Origin of the sequence: Xanthobacter oligotrophicus, assembly GCF_008364685.1 — a bacterium.
In the GTDB taxonomy this organism is placed as follows: domain Bacteria; phylum Pseudomonadota; class Alphaproteobacteria; order Rhizobiales; family Xanthobacteraceae; genus Xanthobacter; species Xanthobacter oligotrophicus.
The window spans coordinates 107,218-124,706 of record NZ_VTTL01000005.1; the positions used below are offsets into that span (position 1 = coordinate 107,218).

At 71.0% G+C, this 17,489-nt stretch carries 21 protein-coding genes; 17 read left to right on the forward strand and 4 right to left on the reverse strand.

The window, feature by feature from the left end; all coding sequences use genetic code 11:
* Nucleotides 1-57: 57 nt before the first annotated feature.
* From FZ033_RS09445 to FZ033_RS09455, 3 genes are all read left to right on the forward strand, one after another.
* Nucleotides 58-1,656 carry an AMP-binding protein gene (locus FZ033_RS09445; RefSeq protein ID WP_149575896.1) on the forward strand — a complete coding sequence of 533 codons (1,599 nt, stop codon included), beginning with the start codon at nt 58-60 and terminating at the stop codon, nt 1,654-1,656.
* Between the two features lie 226 nt (nt 1,657-1,882).
* Entirely contained in the window at nt 1,883-2,125 is a 243-nt protein-coding gene (locus FZ033_RS09450) for a hypothetical protein (RefSeq protein ID WP_149575897.1), read from the forward strand.
* Entirely contained in the window at nt 2,122-2,355 is a 234-nt protein-coding gene (locus FZ033_RS09455) for a type II toxin-antitoxin system HicB family antitoxin (RefSeq protein ID WP_149575898.1), read from the forward strand. Before FZ033_RS09450 ends, FZ033_RS09455 begins: the two co-directional genes overlap by 4 nt.
* Nucleotides 2,356-2,368: 13 nt before the next feature.
* Here the strand turns inward: FZ033_RS09455 and FZ033_RS09460 are convergent, their stop codons facing one another.
* Nucleotides 2,369-2,701 carry a hypothetical protein gene (locus tag FZ033_RS09460; RefSeq protein ID WP_149575899.1) on the reverse strand — a complete coding sequence of 111 codons (333 nt, stop codon included), beginning with the start codon at nt 2,699-2,701 and terminating at the stop codon, nt 2,369-2,371.
* 95 nt (nt 2,702-2,796) lie between these two features.
* Between FZ033_RS09460 and FZ033_RS09465 the strand changes: the two genes are divergently transcribed.
* From FZ033_RS09465 to FZ033_RS09480, 4 genes are all read left to right on the forward strand, one after another.
* Nucleotides 2,797-3,267, forward strand: a complete 471-nt coding sequence (locus FZ033_RS09465) for a hypothetical protein (RefSeq protein ID WP_149575900.1) — start codon at nt 2,797-2,799, stop codon at nt 3,265-3,267.
* Nucleotides 3,268-3,340: 73 nt separating this feature from the next.
* Nucleotides 3,341-3,811, forward strand: a complete 471-nt coding sequence (locus FZ033_RS09470; protein WP_149575901.1) for an SRPBCC family protein — start codon at nt 3,341-3,343, stop codon at nt 3,809-3,811.
* Nucleotides 3,812-3,938: 127 nt separating this feature from the next.
* The gene (locus FZ033_RS09475) at nt 3,939-4,157 is read left to right on the forward strand and encodes an SAM domain-containing protein (RefSeq protein ID WP_149575902.1); all 219 of its coding nucleotides are present in this window, start codon (nt 3,939-3,941) and stop codon (nt 4,155-4,157) included.
* 96 nt (nt 4,158-4,253) lie between these two features.
* Nucleotides 4,254-5,000: a TetR/AcrR family transcriptional regulator gene (locus tag FZ033_RS09480; RefSeq protein WP_149575903.1), complete on the forward strand. Its 747-nt coding sequence runs from the start codon at nt 4,254-4,256 to the stop codon at nt 4,998-5,000.
* A gap of 113 nt (nt 5,001-5,113) precedes the next feature.
* Here the strand turns inward: FZ033_RS09480 and FZ033_RS09485 are convergent, their stop codons facing one another.
* From FZ033_RS09485 to gspD, 3 genes are read right to left on the reverse strand one after another with little or no spacing between them, the layout of a single operon-like run.
* Nucleotides 5,114-5,647 (reverse strand): tetratricopeptide repeat protein, encoded by a 534-nt coding sequence (locus tag FZ033_RS09485; RefSeq protein ID WP_149575904.1) that lies wholly within the window; start codon nt 5,645-5,647, stop codon nt 5,114-5,116.
* Nucleotides 5,648-5,666: 19 nt separating this feature from the next.
* Nucleotides 5,667-6,254, reverse strand: a complete 588-nt coding sequence (locus FZ033_RS09490) for a prepilin peptidase (protein ID WP_149575905.1) — start codon at nt 6,252-6,254, stop codon at nt 5,667-5,669.
* An 8-nt stretch (nt 6,255-6,262) separates the two neighbouring features.
* Complete coding sequence (gene gspD / locus FZ033_RS09495) at nt 6,263-8,521, reverse strand: type II secretion system secretin GspD (RefSeq protein WP_232847408.1); 2,259 nt, start codon at nt 8,519-8,521, stop codon at nt 6,263-6,265.
* A 498-nt stretch (nt 8,522-9,019) separates the two neighbouring features.
* Between gspD and FZ033_RS09500 the strand changes: the two genes are divergently transcribed.
* From FZ033_RS09500 to FZ033_RS09545, 10 genes are all read left to right on the forward strand, one after another.
* Nucleotides 9,020-10,717, forward strand: a complete 1,698-nt coding sequence (locus FZ033_RS09500) for a GspE/PulE family protein (protein ID WP_149576145.1) — start codon at nt 9,020-9,022, stop codon at nt 10,715-10,717.
* Entirely contained in the window at nt 10,717-11,928 is a 1,212-nt protein-coding gene (locus FZ033_RS09505; protein ID WP_149575907.1) for a type II secretion system F family protein, read from the forward strand. Before FZ033_RS09500 ends, FZ033_RS09505 begins: the two co-directional genes overlap by 1 nt.
* A complete protein-coding gene (gspG, locus tag FZ033_RS09510) occupies nt 11,925-12,404 on the forward strand; it encodes a type II secretion system major pseudopilin GspG (RefSeq protein WP_149575908.1) in 480 nt (159 codons plus the stop codon). The genes FZ033_RS09505 and gspG overlap by 4 nt, the downstream gene beginning before the upstream one ends.
* Nucleotides 12,401-12,892 carry a prepilin-type N-terminal cleavage/methylation domain-containing protein gene (locus tag FZ033_RS09515; RefSeq protein ID WP_149575909.1) on the forward strand — a complete coding sequence of 164 codons (492 nt, stop codon included), beginning with the start codon at nt 12,401-12,403 and terminating at the stop codon, nt 12,890-12,892. Before gspG ends, FZ033_RS09515 begins: the two co-directional genes overlap by 4 nt.
* Complete coding sequence (locus tag FZ033_RS09520; protein ID WP_149575910.1) at nt 12,870-13,283, forward strand: prepilin-type N-terminal cleavage/methylation domain-containing protein; 414 nt, start codon at nt 12,870-12,872, stop codon at nt 13,281-13,283. The genes FZ033_RS09515 and FZ033_RS09520 overlap by 23 nt, the downstream gene beginning before the upstream one ends.
* Nucleotides 13,280-13,993, forward strand: coding sequence for a PulJ/GspJ family protein (locus tag FZ033_RS09525; RefSeq protein WP_188079407.1), 714 nt, complete (start codon nt 13,280-13,282; stop codon nt 13,991-13,993). Before FZ033_RS09520 ends, FZ033_RS09525 begins: the two co-directional genes overlap by 4 nt.
* The gene (locus FZ033_RS09530; protein WP_232847410.1) at nt 13,990-14,931 is read left to right on the forward strand and encodes a type II secretion system minor pseudopilin; all 942 of its coding nucleotides are present in this window, start codon (nt 13,990-13,992) and stop codon (nt 14,929-14,931) included. Before FZ033_RS09525 ends, FZ033_RS09530 begins: the two co-directional genes overlap by 4 nt.
* Entirely contained in the window at nt 14,928-16,010 is a 1,083-nt protein-coding gene (locus FZ033_RS09535) for a PilN domain-containing protein (RefSeq protein ID WP_149575912.1), read from the forward strand. The genes FZ033_RS09530 and FZ033_RS09535 overlap by 4 nt, the downstream gene beginning before the upstream one ends.
* Nucleotides 16,007-16,582, forward strand: a complete 576-nt coding sequence (gene gspM / locus FZ033_RS09540) for a type II secretion system protein GspM (RefSeq protein ID WP_149575913.1) — start codon at nt 16,007-16,009, stop codon at nt 16,580-16,582. The genes FZ033_RS09535 and gspM overlap by 4 nt, the downstream gene beginning before the upstream one ends.
* 218 nt (nt 16,583-16,800) lie before the next feature.
* Complete coding sequence (locus tag FZ033_RS09545; RefSeq protein ID WP_149575914.1) at nt 16,801-17,427, forward strand: hypothetical protein; 627 nt, start codon at nt 16,801-16,803, stop codon at nt 17,425-17,427.
* Nucleotides 17,428-17,489 lie beyond the last annotated feature (62 nt).

Sequence of the window (17,489 nt, forward strand, 5' to 3'; positions counted from 1 at the left end):
GTCGCGAAGCTGTAGCGTGCGCCGCAACATTGCGGGGGCAGAAGGGTCGGCCGGGTTATGCTGGCGCACACGAGTGAATATGAGCGCCGGCGCCGGGCGTTCTGCTGGGATATCCCGCGCCGCTACAACATGGCGGTCCATGCCTGCGACGGCATCGCCGCCCGCGCGCCCGGCCGTCCGGCCCTGTTCCTGCCCCATGGCGCCGGCTTCCGCCCCGTCTCCTACGGCGCGCTGGCTGCGGCCTCCAACCGGCTGGCCCATGCGCTTCTGGCCCACGGCATCGGCCGCGGAGACCGGGTGGCGATCCTGTTGCCCCAGTCGCTGGACGTGCTGGTCACCCATCTCGCCGTCTACAAGATGGGCGCCATCGCGGTGCCACTGGCCGGCGCCTTCGGGGTGGACGCCATCGCCTATCGCCTCGCCGATTCCGGCGCGAAGGCCCTCGTCACCGACGATGCCGGCCTTGCCAAGATCGTGGAGCGGCCCGAGGCGCTGGGGCTGGTCATCAATGTGGACGGGGCGCGGGCGGGGGTGCTCGACTTCACTGCCCTGCTGGACGCCGCCTCCGACCGGCCGCTTGCCATCACCTCCGGCCCGGACGATCCGGCGCTGATGATCTACACCTCGGGCACCACCGGCCAGCCCAAGGGCGCGCTCCACGGCCACCGGGTGCTTCTGCCCCATGTGAGCGGCGTCACCTTCACCCATGACGGCATCGGCCAGGCGGGCGACCGCATGTGGACCCCCTCCGACTGGGCCTGGGCCGGCGGGCTGCTCAACACCATCCTCCCCGCGCTGGCGCTGGGCGTGCCGGTGGTGGCGCAGCCGCGCGGCAAGTTCGATCCCGAGGCCGCTTTCGATCTGATCAAGCGGGCGCAGGTGCGTAACGTCTTCATCCCGCCCACCGCGCTCAAGATGATGCGCGCCGTGCCGGACCCCAAGGCCCGCTTCAACTTCGACCTGCGCACCGTGGGCTCGGCGGGCGAGGCGCTGGGGGCGGAGACCTTCGAATGGGGCAGGCAGGCCCTCGGCGTGCCGGTGAACGAATTCTACGGCCAGACCGAATGCAATTACGTCATCGGCTCGTCGGCCGCTTTGGGCGTGGCCAAGGCCGGGGCCACCGGCAAGGCGGTGCCGGGCCACGAGGTGGCGGTGCTGGGCGAGGATGGCGCCGTGCTGCCCCCCGGCCAGATGGGGCAGATCGCCGTGCGCGCGCCCGATCCGGTCATGTTCCTTCAATACTGGAACCGGCCCGATGCCACGCAGGAGAAGGTGCGCGACGGCTGGCTCATCACCGGGGACCTCGCGACCCAGGACGAGGAGGGCTATTTCCACTTCCTCGGCCGCGACGACGACGTGATCACTTCCGCCGGCTACCGCATCGGCCCGGCGGAGATCGAGGATGTGCTGCTGCGCCATCCGGCGGTGTCCATCGCCGCCGCCGTGGGCAAGAAGGACCCGCTGCGCACGGAGATCGTCAAGGCGGTGATCGTGCTGATGCCGGGGATCGAGCCCTCGGCGGCGCTGGAAGACGACATCCGCGCCTTCGTGCGCACCCGCCTTGCCACCTATGAATATCCCCGCGCGTTCGAATTCGTGGACGAACTGCCCCTGACCACCACCGGCAAGGTCATCCGCAGGCTGCTCAGGGACTGACGGCGGGGCCGGGGAGGCTCGAACGGCCTCAACCCCCTCTCCCGCAAGCGGGCGAGGGTTCCAGAGCGCGCCCGGTCCGGCAGCTGGCTTTCAAGTCTGCGCCCCGCCTGCGCCCGGCGCAGGCCTGCCTCTCGGTCCTGCCCACCATTTCGGCTTGCCCGCAGGGCGCGTGCGCCTACACTGAAGTCTTTACAGCTTCATCCCTTTTCATTCGACGGATACTGTCATGCATAACAAGAGGCTCGAAGCCTTGCGCGCCAATCCCGGCGGGGAGTGGCGGCCCGCCGACATCGAGATCACCGCATCCCAGTATGCGATGAAATTTCGCAAGGTGACGGGAACCCACGTGGTCTTCACCCACCCCTCGGTGCCCGATTGCGTCGCCGTGCCCATGAAGCAGAAGATCCGCCCCGTCCATGTGAAGGCGTTCGTCGCCATGGTGGACCGCATGGACGAGATGGACCAATGAGCGCCCCCGTCCCCCCCGATCTTGAGGCCTATCCGGTCACCCTCGCGCCCCTGCCGCCCGAGGAGGGCGGCGGCTTCGTGGCGAGCTTTCCGGATGTGCCGGGCTGCCACGGTGTCGGCGAGACCGAGGAGGAGGCGCTCGCCGACGGCCGGCTGGCCCTGTTCGCCTGCATCGATGCCCTGAAGGCCGCCGACCGCGAGCCGCCCGCACCCGGCTCGGCAAAGGCCTGAGGCGGTGGCCGCCTCAGCGCCCGCCGCGCGCCTTCTCTTCGAGGTAGGAGGAGACGGTGTCGAGCAGGCGGATGGCGCCGGGCAACTGGGCGTGGGCTTCGCTCTGCGCCTCGCTTTCCGGCTCCAGGGTGCGCCACCACACGATGAAGCGGCGGATCAGCGCGCGGCCGGGAATGGCCTCGAACCGCATGCCGGGAAAGCCTTCGGTGCCGAACGCCGCCTCCACCTGCCGGAGACAGCCCTCGATATAGGCGCGGTCGTCGGCGTCGAGGGTGTACGGCCCCTCGGGGGCGCGCCGTTCCATGCGCACTTCGCTGAGTTCGGGAATGTAGTCGGTCTTGACCAAGATGTGCCCTCGCGCCTGCCCCACGCGTGGGGCGCTCCGCGCCAAGCAGGAACAATGCCAGTGGCGCCAGCCCGGGTTTATCCGGGAGCGCCGGCATGACCGCGCCCGCCCGTCCGCCTCTCGCCGCCGCGCCCTCCCATGAGGCGGCCGTCGCGGTCCATGCGGTTCCAGCTGTGGTGCTGGAGCACGGCTTCCGCCTGCTGGTGCTGCGCGAGCTTGCCGCCGGCGACGGGCCGGCCGGCTTCGCTGTGATCGAGCAGGCGCTGATGCGGCCGCCGCCCCGGACCATCCGGCACGGCGTAGCCTTTGCCCTCGCGTTTCGCCCCGAGGTGGTGGCGTTCCTGACCTTCCATCTCGGCCGCCCGGGAAAGCGGGGGGTGGATGACCTGCCCCTGCGCAATCCGCGCTGGCCGGCCCTGTCGTGGCATCGGGCGGAGCGCCTCTGGCCCGATGGCGCTCAAAGCATCGAGTGGAGCGCCGACATCCTGTTTGCACAGGAGGACGACCGCGCCGCCTTCGCGCGGCAGTTCCATGCCGCTCTCGCCGCGGCGGTGCCCGTGGCTTGAGGCCCATTTCTTGCTTCCTCGCAAGGCGGGCCACCCTTGTTTGTTTGATCGCCTTTTTTGGGGAGTTTCGTCCATGTCGGATGTTATCGAGACCCGCTCCATCGTCACCGAAGCCGAGTTCGAGTATCCGGTGGACATTGTCTGGCGCGCCATTACCGATTCCGAATGGCTCGCCGTCTGGTTCTTTCCCAACGACATCCAGCCCCTGGAGGGACACCGCTTCACCATCTGGGGCCGACCCATCGAGCGCTGGGACGGCGAGTTCCAGTGCCAGGTGAAGACCGCCGTCACCGAGCGCGAGCTGTCCTTCAGCTGGAAGGGCGGGCACGAGGAGCTGAAGGGCTTCGGTCATTATATCGACACGCTGGTGACCTGGACGCTCACGCCCACGCCCAGCGGCGGCACCCATTTCCGCTTCGTCCATGACGGCTTCAGCACCGCCGCCACCTCCGACGGAGTGTTCGACGTGATGAACAAGGGCTCCCAGAGCGTGCTGCGCACCCTGACCCGACGCCTGCCGGACCTCATCCAGCACGGCGCGTGAGGCGCTGGCGCTAAAGTCGCCGTGCGTGCGGGATGTGCGACAGACGAGGGAACCCTTCGGCGAAGGCCGCGTTCATTCTCCGGTAGCCATGATGCGCCCGCAAAGCGCGCCGGCAGTGGAGATCACCATGGGACGCAGCCTTCCGCCGACCGATCCCTTTTCCCTGCGCATCGTCATCGGCGATGCGGAGACGCAGGCCTCCAGCATCGACGACGTGGTGCGCTTCCTGCGCCAGCAGGAGGCCGACGATTTCGCCGACCTGCTCCTGACCCTGCCGAGCGATGGCGCGGCGCCGTCCCTAAGCGATGTCTGCGCCCGCATGGAAGCGCTCTGCGCCATGGTCTGACGAGGCGCGGTCCGACTGGCCGCGCGCGACCTCTGCGCGCTTGACTTTCCGCGTCCGCGCCGCAGTCTTCCCCCTTCCAAGATCGGGGGTTACGGGGTGGGTGCAGACGAGAGGGCCGAGGCCGGCGAGACCCACGCACCCCGACCTGACGCGTTGGAAGCCCATTCCCTGGAAGCCCTTTCGGCGCGAATCCACGCGCGTCACCGCGACCTCATCAAGGTGCAGAAGCCCCATGTGGCGGTGGCCAATCTCGCGCGCATCATCGATGCGGCGCTGAAGCTCTCCAACCGCCACGGCTTCCACGCCATGACCCTGCGCCAACTGGCCGCCGAATCCGGCCTCAGCATGGGCGGGCTCTATTCCTATCTCGACAGCAAGGACACCCTGCTGCTGATGATCCTCGGCGAGGTCTCCCACGCCGTGGAAGCGGAACTGGGCAGCGCGCCCGAGGCGATGCGCGCGGACCCGGCAGCGCATCTCAACTGGCTCATCGCCGCCCACGTGCGGCTGTCCGAGGCCATGCACGCCTGGTTCGTGTTCGCCTACATGGAGGCAAAGGCTTTCCCGCCCGAGGCCAGGAAGCGCGCCATCGACAGCGAGCGGTTGACCGAGCGCATCTTCGCGGACGTGATCGCGCAGGGCCTGCGGCAGGGTGTGTTTTCCGCCGACGACCCGCTGTTCGCCGCTACCCTCATCAAGCCGCTGCTTCAGGATTGGTACGTGAAGCGCAGCAAGTATCGCGAGCGCGGCATCGACGCCGCGACCTATGCCGCGCAGGTGACGCGCTTCGTGGAAGGCGCGCTGGCGGTGCGGGGGCGGGGTGAGGCAGCAGCAGCGATCTAGCTCCGCCGTCATGTCCGGGACGGGCGCTATACTTGGCGACCCGCACTTGGCGAGCCTTGTGATCGATGCCATTCGCGCGGACGAAGACGCAGCCTCACCGCAGGAGGCTGGCCCTATTGCGCCGGCAGCCCGCGCACCGGCGCCCATTCGATGGCGAGGCGCTGGGCCACCGCGAGCTGGGCGGGGCTCATCTTGGTGGCCACCGCGTTGCGCAGCCGGGTGTAGACATCCCGCTCGCGCTTGGAGGCCCGGGCCGTGGCGAGGATGAGCCACTTCTGCGACAGCACCACATCGCGCGGCACGCCATGGCCCTTGTCGTAGAGCAGGCCCAGCAGATATTGCGCCGTCGCCTCGCCCTGCTCGGCCGCGCAGGCGTACCAATTGGCCGCCGCCAGATAATTTTGTGGTACGCCCTTGCCGTATTCGTAGAGGAAGCCAAGCAGGCCCTGGGCCCGGGGATCGCCGGCCCACGCCAGCGGCGTCAGCTCGGCGGCGGCGGCCTCATAGTCGCCCCGCGCGTAGAGCGCGAAGGCGCCGGCGGTGGAGGGCGCGCCCGCGCCGGCGGGTGTCACGGGCAGGCTGAGCGTCGCCGCGACGAGAAGCGTCGCCAGCATCCGGCGCGGGGAAATGGGACCCGTCAGCTTCATTGGCACCTCCCGTTTCCCGTCACATCAGCCCGGCCGACCAGCGGTCGAAGAGCCAGCCGATCCAGATGGCCGGCGCGAAGAACAATCCGAACGGCAGCCGGTCCCGCACGCGCACGGCGCTGCCGGCGGCGAGGCGGCTGACGCCATAGGCGAGGAGGCCCGTCAGCGCGGCGATCTCCACCGCCACCGCCATGGCCGTGACGCCGAGCCAGATCCCCGCCACCGCCGCGAGCTTCACGTCGCCGAGCCCCAGCCCGTCGCGGCCGCGCAGCGCGCGATAGCCGAGGCGGATGGTGAGGAACACGAGGGCCAGCCCCGCGCCGCCGAGGACCGCCGCGAGGAGGCCATTCAGCGGCTCCGGCGCCGTGGCGGCAGCGGCGAGGCCGAGCAGGGCGCCCAGCGCGTTCAATGAGTCGGGAATGATGAAGTGCCGCCCGTCGATGATGGCGATGGCGGCGAGGACCGGCACCAGCGCCGCCGCCAGCAGGCCGCCGATGGACGGCTCAACCGCAAGGCTTGCCGCCATGGCCGCTGCGACCACGGCCGCGAGGGCCGCCTTGCCGGCGCGGTCACCGGCGGAACGCATTGCGGGGAAAGACAGACTCATGGCCGGCCTCACCGTGCGCCGAGCGGGGCCTGCGGGCCGCCGGGCAGGGTGGTGACGGTGCCGCGCAGCTTGGCGCGCAGTTCCTCCGCCACCGTGTGGGCATCCACATTGTCGCGGATGATCTGGGGCCGGATGAAGATGATCAGCTCGGTGCGCTTCACCGTGCCGGTGGTGTGGGCGAAGGCGTCGCCGACGCCGGGGATCTGGTCGAGGATGGGCACGCCCTGCCGCACGCCGTTGTGGCGCTCGCTGATCAGGCCGGCGAGCAGCACGGTCTGCCCGCTCGCCACCGCGATCACGCTCTTCACCTTGCGCTGGGACACGGTGGGGGTGAGGCCGGTGGAATTGCTGCCGGTGCCGGAGGTGGTGGGATCGGACTGGGTGACGTTGCTGATCTCCTGCTCGATCTCCAGCCGCACCTGCCCGTTCACGTTCACCCGCGGCACCACATGCAGGATGATGCCGGTGTTCTTGTACTCGATGGTGTTGACCACCGTGTTGGACGACGACAGCACCGTGGCGCTGCCGGTGGAGACCGGCACCTCGTCGCCCACCTGCAGCGTCGCCTTCTGGTTGTCCACCACCACCACGGACGGGTTGGACAACACCTTCACGTCGGTGACCGTGTGCAGGGCGTCGAGGATGGCACGCGGCTGGTTCGCGCGGCCCACCAGCAGGTTGAAGCCGGGCAGCACGCGGTTGATGGCCTGGTCGGCGATCTCCCCCGACAGGGTATTCAGCACCGAGCCGTTGTTGCGGCCGAGGCCGAGGTCCTTGCTGGTGAGATAGAATTGCACGCCATAGGCCAGCGTGTCGTTGAGGGTCACCTCGGCCACGGTGGCCTCGATGGCCACCTGCAATTGCGGCTGGTCGAGCTGCATCAGGGTGCGCTCGATGATGCGGTAATTCTCCTGGCTGGCGAAGATCAGCAGCGAGTTATTGATGGCGTCGGCGGTGATGCGGATGCCGGCCAGCAGCGCGCCGCCCCCTCCCGAGCCGCCGCCGGAGCCGGTAAGCGGCGCGCCCTCGCTGTCGACGGCGGTGGTCTTGCCGCCGGTGCCGCCCGTGTCCTGCTTGGGCTGGGACTGGCCCAGCCGCTGCTGCACCGTGAGGCCCGATCCGGACCCCGACCCCGATCCATTGCCGTCCGACCCGCCGCCGGACGAGACCGAGGCGCCGGAGCCCGGCGCGATCTGGCTTGCCGCCTGGTCGAGGCCGCTGGACGATCCGCCCACGAACAGTTCGTTGAGCACCTTCGCCATCTGCTTGGCGTCGCCATAGCGCAGGCGATAGACGCGCACGCCCACCGTGGTGTCGGAGCGGTCGAGGCGGCCGATCCAGGTTCCGGCGGTCTGCAGCAGCTCCGGCTTCTTGGCGACCACCATGATGGCGTTGAGGCGGTTGATGGCCTGGAACTTCACCATCTTGTGGCTGAGCCCGCTGTCGCCCGCGTCCATGATGCTTTCCAGCTCGGAGATCAGCGGCTCGGGCGCGCTGTTGCGGACCGGATAGACCCCCACCGACTGGCCGCGCATCCAGTCGGCGTCGAAGGAGAGCACGGTGTTGATGGCCGATTGCCGCTCCGCCCCGGTGCCCTGGATGATGAGCAGGTTGCGGCCGGGATCGGCGCGCACCGCGCCGGCCTTGGTGGCGAAGCTGTCCAGCAGCGGCATCAGCGCCTCGGCGGAGACATAGCGCAGCGGCACCACGGAGATGCCGTAGCCCGGCTCCGGCCGCGAAGTGCCCACGTCGGCATTGCCGCCGCCCGCCGCCTCGGTGAGGGGCACGAGGCGATAGCCGGATGCCTCGCGCACCATGGCCACGTTGTTGGTCTTCAGCGCGGTTTCGAGCACGTAGAGCAGCTCGGTCTTCGGCACCGGCCGGGCCGAGGCCAGGGTGACCGTGCCCTGCACCCGCGGATCGATGACGTAGCCCACGCCGAGGATGTCGCCGAGCACCACCTTGGCGACGCTGGTCACCGGCGTGTTGTCGAAGTTGAGGTCATAGCCATCGGCGCCGCCGCTCACGCCGCCCCGTCCGGCCACGCCCACCTCGGCGCGGTCGGAGACAGCCGCCGCGGTGCTCGAGCCGAAATATTCGATGGCCTTACGGTCGTCGGGAATGTCCTGCGGGCCGGGCACGGGCTTGGTGTCGCGGGGCAGGAGGTCGATGGCGCGGACCTGGTCCATCACGCTCGGCGGCTTGACGTCGTCGGGCACCAGGGAGCACGCGGCCAGCGCCGTGGCGAGGAAGATCGCGCACGTCAACAGCAGGGTGCCCGGTCGGGAGCCGAACCGGTTTGGCCGATCTTTCCGCACTTCCACCCGATGCCTCGATAGAACCCAGCTGCCGTTCGAGGTGGATGGCCCCGATCTCCGGACGGACGACACCTAGTATCGATGCCGTATGACAGAAATATTAGGGTCACCCACAGTTGCGGAACGACTGGCTGTGCACGGCGCATCGGACGGGACTGTTGCAGGACTGTCATGAAGTCGCCGCGAAACCTTCATGGGGCGACACGATGATGCGCCCGCCGACGCGAGCGTGCTCGGGCCGGACGGCTGCGCGTTCGATCAGGGATCCCTCGAAGGGCCCCGCATAGAGGCCGTCGCGGGACGATATGTCCGGCGCACGCGTGAGCCCTGCCCGGCGGCAAGGATCAAGGTGAGGCGCGAGCGGCGAGCCAAACCGGCCGGCGCGCCGTTCGGGCGACGGGGACAGGGATGACGGCCGACGGCGCCGGCGAATTCGTTGGCGATTTCATGGGCTATCTGGCGCGATGCGGGCTGCTGCGGCCGGGCGACGCCGTGTCCGTGCGCCCGGATGAGGCGCATTCCCCCGACGCGCGCTCTTCTGCCTCGTCCACCTCCGCAAGCCCGAAGCCCCTGCGCAAGGTATGGGAATCCACCGAGCTGGCTGCCGGCGATTTCGCCGATGCGGTGGCCGGCTTCTATCGCCTGCCGCGGGTGAGCCTGCCGGAGCTGATGGCGGCGCCTGCGCTGGTGTCACACTTCTCGCCGCGCTTCCTGCGCGAGATGACGGCGCTGCCTTATCGCGGCGCCGACGGGGTGGTCTGTCTCGCCGTGGGCGATCCCACCGACGGTGCGGTGCGGCGCGCCGCCGAGATCGCGCTGGGCGAACCGGTGGCGCTGGTGGTGGCCTCCTTCGAGGACATCGCCACCGTGCTCACCGAGCGGCTCGGCGGCGACGAGGCACCGGCGGCGGGGACCACGGAGGCCGGCAGCGCGCGGGCCGACGACGACATCGACAGCCTGCGCGATCTGGCGTCGGGCGCGCCGGTGGTGCGCGCGGTGAACGACCTGCTGGAAAAGGCCATGGAACTGCGCGCCAGCGACATCCATATCGGCCCGTTCCGGGGGACCATCGAGGTGCGCATGCGCATCGACGGCCTGCTCAGGGTGGTGCTCGCGCCCGCCGACGTGCTGCCCCAGGCGGTGATCTCGCGCATCAAGATCCTGGCCGGCCTCGACATCGCCGAACGCCGCCTGCCGCAGGACGGCGCGGCGCGCCTCAAGCTCGGGCGCTCCGAGATCGACGTGCGCGTGGCGCTCATGCCGACCCAGCACGGCGAGGCGGTGGTGATCCGCCTGCTGCCCCGCGACCGGGGCCTCCTGAACATGGACAAGCTCGGCCTGTCGCCGGGTGATACCGAAATCCTCAAGCGGCTGCTGGCGCTGCCCCACGGCATGGTGGTGGTCACCGGTCCCACCGGATCGGGCAAGACCACCACGCTTGCCACCATCCTCTCCATCCTGAACGAGCCCACGCGCAAGATCCTCACCATCGAGGACCCGGTGGAATACGAGATCAAGGGCGTCTACCAGTCGCAGGTGAAGCCCGCCATCGGCCTCACCTTCGCCGCGGCCCTGCGCTCCTTCCTGCGCCACGACCCGGATGTGATCATGGTGGGCGAGGTGCGCGATCCGGAGACGGCGCACATCGCGGTCCACGCCGCGCTCACCGGCCATCTGGTGCTCACCACGCTCCACACCGACACGGCGGCGGCCTCGGTGCCGCGCCTGCTGGACCTCGGGGTGGAGGGCTTCCTGCTGAAATCCACCCTGCGCGCGGTCATCGCCCAGCGGCTGGTGCGCCAGCTGTGCGACCGCTGCAAGCGCCCGCGCACCCTCACGGCGATGGACGTGGCGGAGGACCCGCGCTTCTCGGCGCTCGGCTTCAAGGCTGGCGAAACCGTCCATGAGCCCAAGGGCTGCGAGCGCTGCGGCGGGGCGGGCTATCGCGGGCGGGTGGGGGTGTTCGAGATCCTGACCCTCTCCGACGAGATCCGCGAGATGATCGACCGCCACGCCGGTGCCGCCGCCGTGGACAAGGCGGCCATCGCGGGGGGCATGACCACCATGCTCGACGACGGCATCCTGAAATGCCGGGCCGGCATCACCTCCCCGGCCGAGGTGCTGCGCGTGACCACCGTGCGCTGATGGCGACCTTCACCTACAGGGCCCTCACCCAGGCCGGACAGATCGTGAGCGGCGAGATCACCGCGCCCACCGAGGCGGAGGTGCGCCGGCGCATCGAATTCCTCGGCCTCATGCCGGTGGAGACCGCCCCTGCGCGGGCCAAAAGCGAAAGCGGACGGTTCGGCCTCGCGCTGGGCGGGCCGAAGGCGGAGGATGTCACCCTCTTCACCCGCGACCTCGCGCTGCTGCTGAAGGCCGGCGCGCGACTCGACGAGGCCTTGGAGCTGCTGTCCGGCGACGCGGACCTCGGCCGCATGCGCGCCGTGGTGCGCAAGCTGCGCGCCGATGTGCTCGCCGGCCAGAGCTTCGCCGAGGCGGCGGCGGGGGAGCCGAAGCTGTTCCCGCCGGTCTATGTGGCGCTGGTGCGGGTGGGCGAAGCCTCCGGCACCATGGATCGCATCCTCGACCTGCTCGCCCAGGAGCGCGCGCGGGCCGAGCAGCTTCGGCGCAAGCTGATGGAGGCGCTGCAATATCCCGCCTTCGTGCTGGTGGCGGCGGGCGGCGTGCTGGTGTTCTTCCTGCTGTTCGTGCTGCCGCAATTCTCCACCGTGCTGCGCGACATGGGCGCCAAGCTCGATCCCGCCGTGGAGATGCTGCTGAACCTGTCGGACCTCGCCCAGGCCCATGGCGCCGCGCTGGGGGCGGGGGCATGCGGGCTGGTGGCCCTCGCATGGCTGGTGCTGCGGCGGCCGGCGACGCGCGCCGCCGTGATGGACACGCTGGCGCGGCTCCCGCTGGTCAGCACCATTCTGTTGTTTCGCCGCTCGGCCGTGTTCTGCCGCAACCTCTCCATCCTGCTGGGCAACGGCGTCACCCTCACCCAGGCGCTGCGCATCATCGTGGAGGTGATGGCGGCGGGCGACGATGCGTCCGTCTGGGCCGCCACCTCCGACAAGGTGCGCCAGGGTGCGCGGCTGTCGGATGCGGTGGCGGCCGGCGCGGCATTGCCGCCCATGGCGGTGCGCATGCTGCGCCTCGGCGAGGAGACCGGACAGCTTGCCATGCTGTCGGGCCGCATCGCCGATTTCTACGAGGAAAAGCTCCAGCGCTCGCTTGCGAAAGTGGTCGCGATCATCGGGCCCGCCGCCATCGTCACCATCAGCGTCGTCGTCGGCGGCCTGATCGTTTCCGTCATGACCGCGCTTTTGTCGGTCAGTCAAAGCATCGGATGAACCGCGTGAATACTTGTTTTCCGGCGGGCCGCGCCCGCGCTGCCCAATTGCGTCGCCGGCGTAGGAGCGAGGGCGGCTACACCCTCGTGGAGCTTTTGGTGGTCATCACCATCATCGGCCTCATCGTCGCCTTGGTGGGGCCGCGCGTGCTCGGCTATCTCGGCGACTCGAAGGTGAAGACCGCGAAGATCCAGATCCAGGGCTTCTCCAGCGCCCTCGACCTGTTCTATCTCGACACCGGCCGCTATCCCTCCACCTCGGAGGGGCTCGCCGCCCTGGTCCAGCGCACCCCCGGCGCGACCACCTGGAACGGGCCGTACCTGAAGGGCGGAACCCTGCCGTCCGACCCCTGGGGCAAGCCTTATTCCTATCGCGCGCCGGGCGAGCACGGCGCCTACGACATCGTCTCCCTCGGCTCGGACGGGCAGGAGGGGGGCACCGGCACCGCCGCCGACATCACGAGCTGGTCCAAGTGAGAGACGCGCGCACCACCGCCGCGAAAGCGGGGCAGGCGGGCTTCAGCCTGCTGGAGGTGGTGTGCGCGCTGGCCATCGTCGCGGCGCTCGCGGCCCTCGCCTTGCCGCGCCTGCCGCTCGGCACCTCGCGCCAGCGGCTTGAGGCCTATGCGGTGGAGGCGGCGGCCCTCCTGAAGGCCGACCGCGCCGCCGCGATGCGGCGCGGCACGCCGGTCGCAACCGTGGTGGATGCCCCTACAGGCCGCATCCGTTCCGGCGCAGCAGGGCGCCAGGGCGCGCGGGAGGTGCGCATTCCCGGTGACGTGCGCATGACCGCCGTGCTGCCGAATGTCTGCAACGGCCGCGCGGCGGGCGGGCGCATCGGCTTCCTGCCCTCGGGCCTGTCGTGCGGCGGGGTGGTCGCCCTCACCCGCAACGGCGCCGGCTATGAGGTGCGGGTGAACTGGCTGACGGGAGGAGTGGAGATTGTCCCGCGCCTCAAGTCCTGATGCCGCCACCGGCGCTACGGCGTGCGCCGGCTTCACCCTGCTGGAGGTGCTGGTGGCGCTCGCCGTGGCGGCGGCGGTGCTGGCCGCCATCGGGCAGGTCATGGGCGCCAACGGGCGCGGCGCCCGGGCGCTGGAGGCGCGCGCCGGGCTCATCTCCACTGCGCGGGCTGTGGAGGCCGGCATCCCGGCCCGGAGCGCTCTCGCCCTCGGCCGCACCGATGGCGACATCGCCGGCCATGGCTGGCGCATGGATGTGCGGCCCCTCGCCGTGGCCGGGGTGCCCGATGGCGCGAAATGGGCGCCGCGCGACGTGGTGATCCGCGTGCGCGCGCCCTCCGGCGCCATGGTGGTGCTGGAGACGGTGCGCCTCGTGCCGGTGGCCGTCGAATGAGCCGGGCTTCCCTGCGCCGGCCAGCCGTGGCCGGCTTCTCCCTCATCGAGGTGCTGGTGGCGCTGACGCTGACCGGCCTCGTGCTCTCGGCGCTGGCCATGGTGACGGGCAAATGGCTGCCCAGCTGGCAGCGCGGCCTTGCCCGCGTGGAGGCGAGCGAACTCATCGCCCTCGCCGTGGACCGCATGGCCGCGGACCTTGCCGCCGCCGAATTCGTGCCGGCCAATCTCACGGCCAGGCGCCCCCTGTTCGTGGGCACGTCCTCGTCCGTGCTGTTCGTGCGCACGGCGCTCGGCCCGAATGCGCGGCCGGGACTTGAAATCGTACAGTTAGCGGCGGCCGGCGGCGGCGGGCTCGCGCGCAGCGCAGCCTCCTTCGCTCCGCGCCCGGCCGATGCGGGCCTGCCGCCATTCGGGGCGCCGGTGCCGCTGCTGGGCGCGGCTTACCGGGCCTCCTTCTCCTATGCGGGGCGCGACGGGGTGTGGCGCGACGGCTGGACCGACGCCGACACCCTGCCGCGTGCGGTGCGCATGGTGATCCGCGAGGCGCGTACCGGCCGGGCCCTCGACGCTTCCAGTGCGGTGGTGATCCGCGCCGAGCTCCCGGCGGTGTGCGTCACCGACGAGACCCGCCCCGTCTGCGCCAAGTCGCGCCCGGCGGGGGCCGGGCAGGGCGTACCGGATGCATCGGGCGAGGGGCGCGCGCCATGACCGCCATGATCGCCGCATCCGTTGCCGCGTCTTCACCGCGCGATCCCGCCGATGCGGACGGTGCCCGCCGCGACGGCTTCATCCTGGTGGCGGTGCTGTGGATCCTCGCCGCGCTCGCTACCCTCGCCACGGTCTATGCGGTCTACATCTCCAGCACCGCAACGGCCGCCGCGGTGCGCGATGACGGCCTGCTCGCCCACGGCCTCGCCACGGCGGCAGTCGAGATCGCGGCCCTTCGCCTCGTCGCCGTGCCGAAGGACAAGCGGCCCTCCAGCGGCGAGGTGGCGTTCCGGATGGGCAAGGCCAGCGTGAGTGCCACCTTTGTCGGTGAGGCGGCGCGTATCGACCTCAACGCGGCGCCCAAGGACCTGCTCGCCGGCCTGTTCACGGCGCTGGGCGCGCCCGCGGAAGCGGCCGCCGATTTTGCCGACCGCATCCTCGGCTTCCGCACACCATCCTCCGGCGATGGCGGGCGGGAGGTGGCGCTCTATCGCGACGCCGGCCTCGATTACGGGCCGCGGGGCGCGCCCTTCGTGCATGTGGAGGAGATCTGGCGGGTGGTGGGCCTGCCGCCGGCGCTGGTGGAGCAGGCGCTGCCGCATCTCACCGTGTTCAGCGGGCGCGGCGAGATCAACGCGGCCGATGCCGATCCCGTGGTGCGCGCGGCCCTGCCCGGCGCGGCGCCGCCGGATGCGATCGGCGGGGAGGGCGCGCAAGGCGCACCTGCGGTCCTGCCCGGCACCGTCCGCGAGGCGAGCGACGCGGTGCGCGTGCGCATCCGCATGGCGTTCGATAATGGGCGCCATCGGGCGGCCGAGGCGGTGATCCTGCTGCGCGACTTCGGCGACGATCCCTATCGGGTCCTCTCCTGGCGCGAGGATATCGACCTGCCTGCGGAGACCCCGCCGCCGCGCCCCAAGGCGGAGCGCCGGCCATGACGCAGATGACGACGCACTCCCCGTCCTCGGCCGTCTCCCTGGCGCGGTTGCTCGACGCCTTCTCCGTCTTCATCGACCTTGCCGCCGGCTTCTTCGCCGACCTGCGCGGCCGGCTCACGCGCGGGGCGCCGGCGCGTCTGGTGGAGGGGGAGGGCGGGGTGTTCACGTTGGCCCTGCCGGGCGGGACGGTCCGTCTCCGGCTGGACGATCCCACCCCATTTCCGCCGGAGATCGCGGCGGCGCTCAAGGGGCGGGAGGTGGAGCTGGCGCTCGATCCCGGCCGCTTCCTGTTCCGGCCGCTGGAGCTGCCGCGTGGCGCGGCGGCATTCCTCGACGGCATCGTGCGCTCGCAGATCGACCGCCTGACGCCCTGGAGCGCGACCGAAGCGGCCTATGGCTTCACGGCGCCGCAGGAGGCCCCCGACGATCGCCTCGCCCTCACCGTGGCCGCCACCGCACGGGCCCGCATTTCACCCCTCGTGGAGCGGCTGAAGGCGCAGGGCGTGGGCGCCATCCTCGTGACCACGCAGGCGGATGGCATGGGGGCGCCCATCCGTGTGCTCGATCATGCGGCGTCCGGCGCGGCCTCGGGTGCCGCCGGGGTGCGGCGGATCCTGCTCGCGGTGCTCGGAGGCGCAGCGGGGGCCGCCCTGCTGGCGCTCGCCGTGTCCGGCCTGGTCGGCGGCAGCCTCGATGCGGATCTGGGCGACATCACCCAGCGTATCGCCGCCCAGCGCAGGGCCATGGTAGCCGCCCGCGACGGGCAGGGCGGGGCCGGGGGTGTCCTGGCCGCCCTCGAACGGCGCAAGCGCGAGGTGCCCGCCGGCGTTCTGGTGCTGGAGGCGCTGTCGCAGGTGCTGCCCGACGACACCTATGTCACCGAGTTGCAGATCGAGGGCGACAAGGTGGAGGTGACGGGCGTCTCGCGGGAGGCGGCGGCGCTGATCCGCCTGCTGGAGCAGTCTCGCCAGTTCGCCGAAGCCACCTTCGTGGCGCCCACCACCCGCGCGCCGGGCGAGGCCGGCGAGCGCTTCCAAATCTCCGCGCGCGTCCTCCTGCCCATGGAGGTGGGGCGATGAGCATGCTGTCGTCCGTTGTCCCGGCCGGCCGGCGGCCGCTGCTTGCGGCGCTGTGCTATCTGGCACTGGTGGTGGCCCTTCTCGCGGTGGCGGGGAGCGCTGTCGGCGACCTCATGGACAAGCGCACCGCCGTGGCCGAGGCTTCCGATGCGCTGGACCGGCTGCAGGGTCGCAAGCCGCCCCGCGCCGGCGACCCGGCGGACCCGTGGACCGGCGCGCCGGTGCTGGAGGGACCCACGGTGACGGTGGCGGGCGCCGTGCTCATGCAGCGCATCGCCGCCGCCGTGGAGCGCGCGGGAGGGCGCATCACTTCGTCCCGGCCGGAGCTTCAGGGCACGCCCTACGGGCCGGGCTTCGTCGCCGTGGCCGCCAGCCTCGACATCGGCGCGGATGGGCTCCAGAAGCTGCTCTACGACATCGAGGCGGGCCAGCCGTTCCTGTTCGTGGACCAGCTGGCGATCCAGAGCGAGGCGCCGTCCTCCGGCGGGAGGTCGGCGGACGGGGGCAGCCAGCAGCAGATAGCGCTGAAAGTGACCTTCACTGCCTACGGCCAATGGCAGGGTGCGCGATGAGAGCTTTCGCGCCGGTCCTCGGCCGTCTTCCCTCGGAAGTCTTCCTCCGGAAGGCTCGGTCGCTACTGGGGCTTGGTCTGCGTCTACACCGGGAATCTCCCGGCGTCGGCCCAGGCCAACGGCTTTGGTCTTTAACTGATGCCGGGCGAGCTTCGCCCAGCCGGCCCGTGGGCCTGGACCAGCGGGCGTTGATCCTGGGTGTCGTGACGGTGGTCCTGATGTCGCCCGCCGGTCCTGCGCGCGCAAACGATCTAGAAGCGCCCATCCCGCCGGCTGGCCCGGTCCAGGTCCGCACGGCCGATGGCGGCGATGGGGCTAGAGGCCCCGGCCAGCCGCAGGCGGCGCCGCGCGGCAATCCCCTGTGGTCGCTTCCGCTTGAGCGGCTCGAGGCCACCCGCGCGCGGCCCCTCTTCTCGCCCTCGCGGCGCCCGCCGGCAACGGCCGAGGCCCCGCCGCCGCCCCCGCCCGCCGCGCCGATGGCGGCGGCTCCGGCGCGGCCGCGCGTCACCCTTATCGGCACCGTGGTGGGGCTGGGCGACGCCTATGGCATCTTCCTCGATCCGGCGAGCAATGCCGTTTTGAGGCTGCGCACCGGGGAGAGCTTTGAGGGCTGGGTGCTGCGCTCCGTCAGTGTGCGCGACGCGCTGCTGCAGAACGGCCGCAACAGCGTGGTGCTGGCGCTTCCGACCTCGGGGAGCGGTGGCGCGACGCCGGCCGCCCGCGGGCCGGACGGCACCCCCCTGCTGGCCCGGCCGGGCCGTCCCGCCGCCGAGCGGCCGACAGCGCACATCATCGCCCCGTACCGGCCCCCTCCGGCACTCTCGGACATCGAATCCAGCCATTGACGCTGACTGCGCCGGCCGGGCGCGCCGGGTCGCTCCATCGTCATCGGCAGGTCACAGCCCAT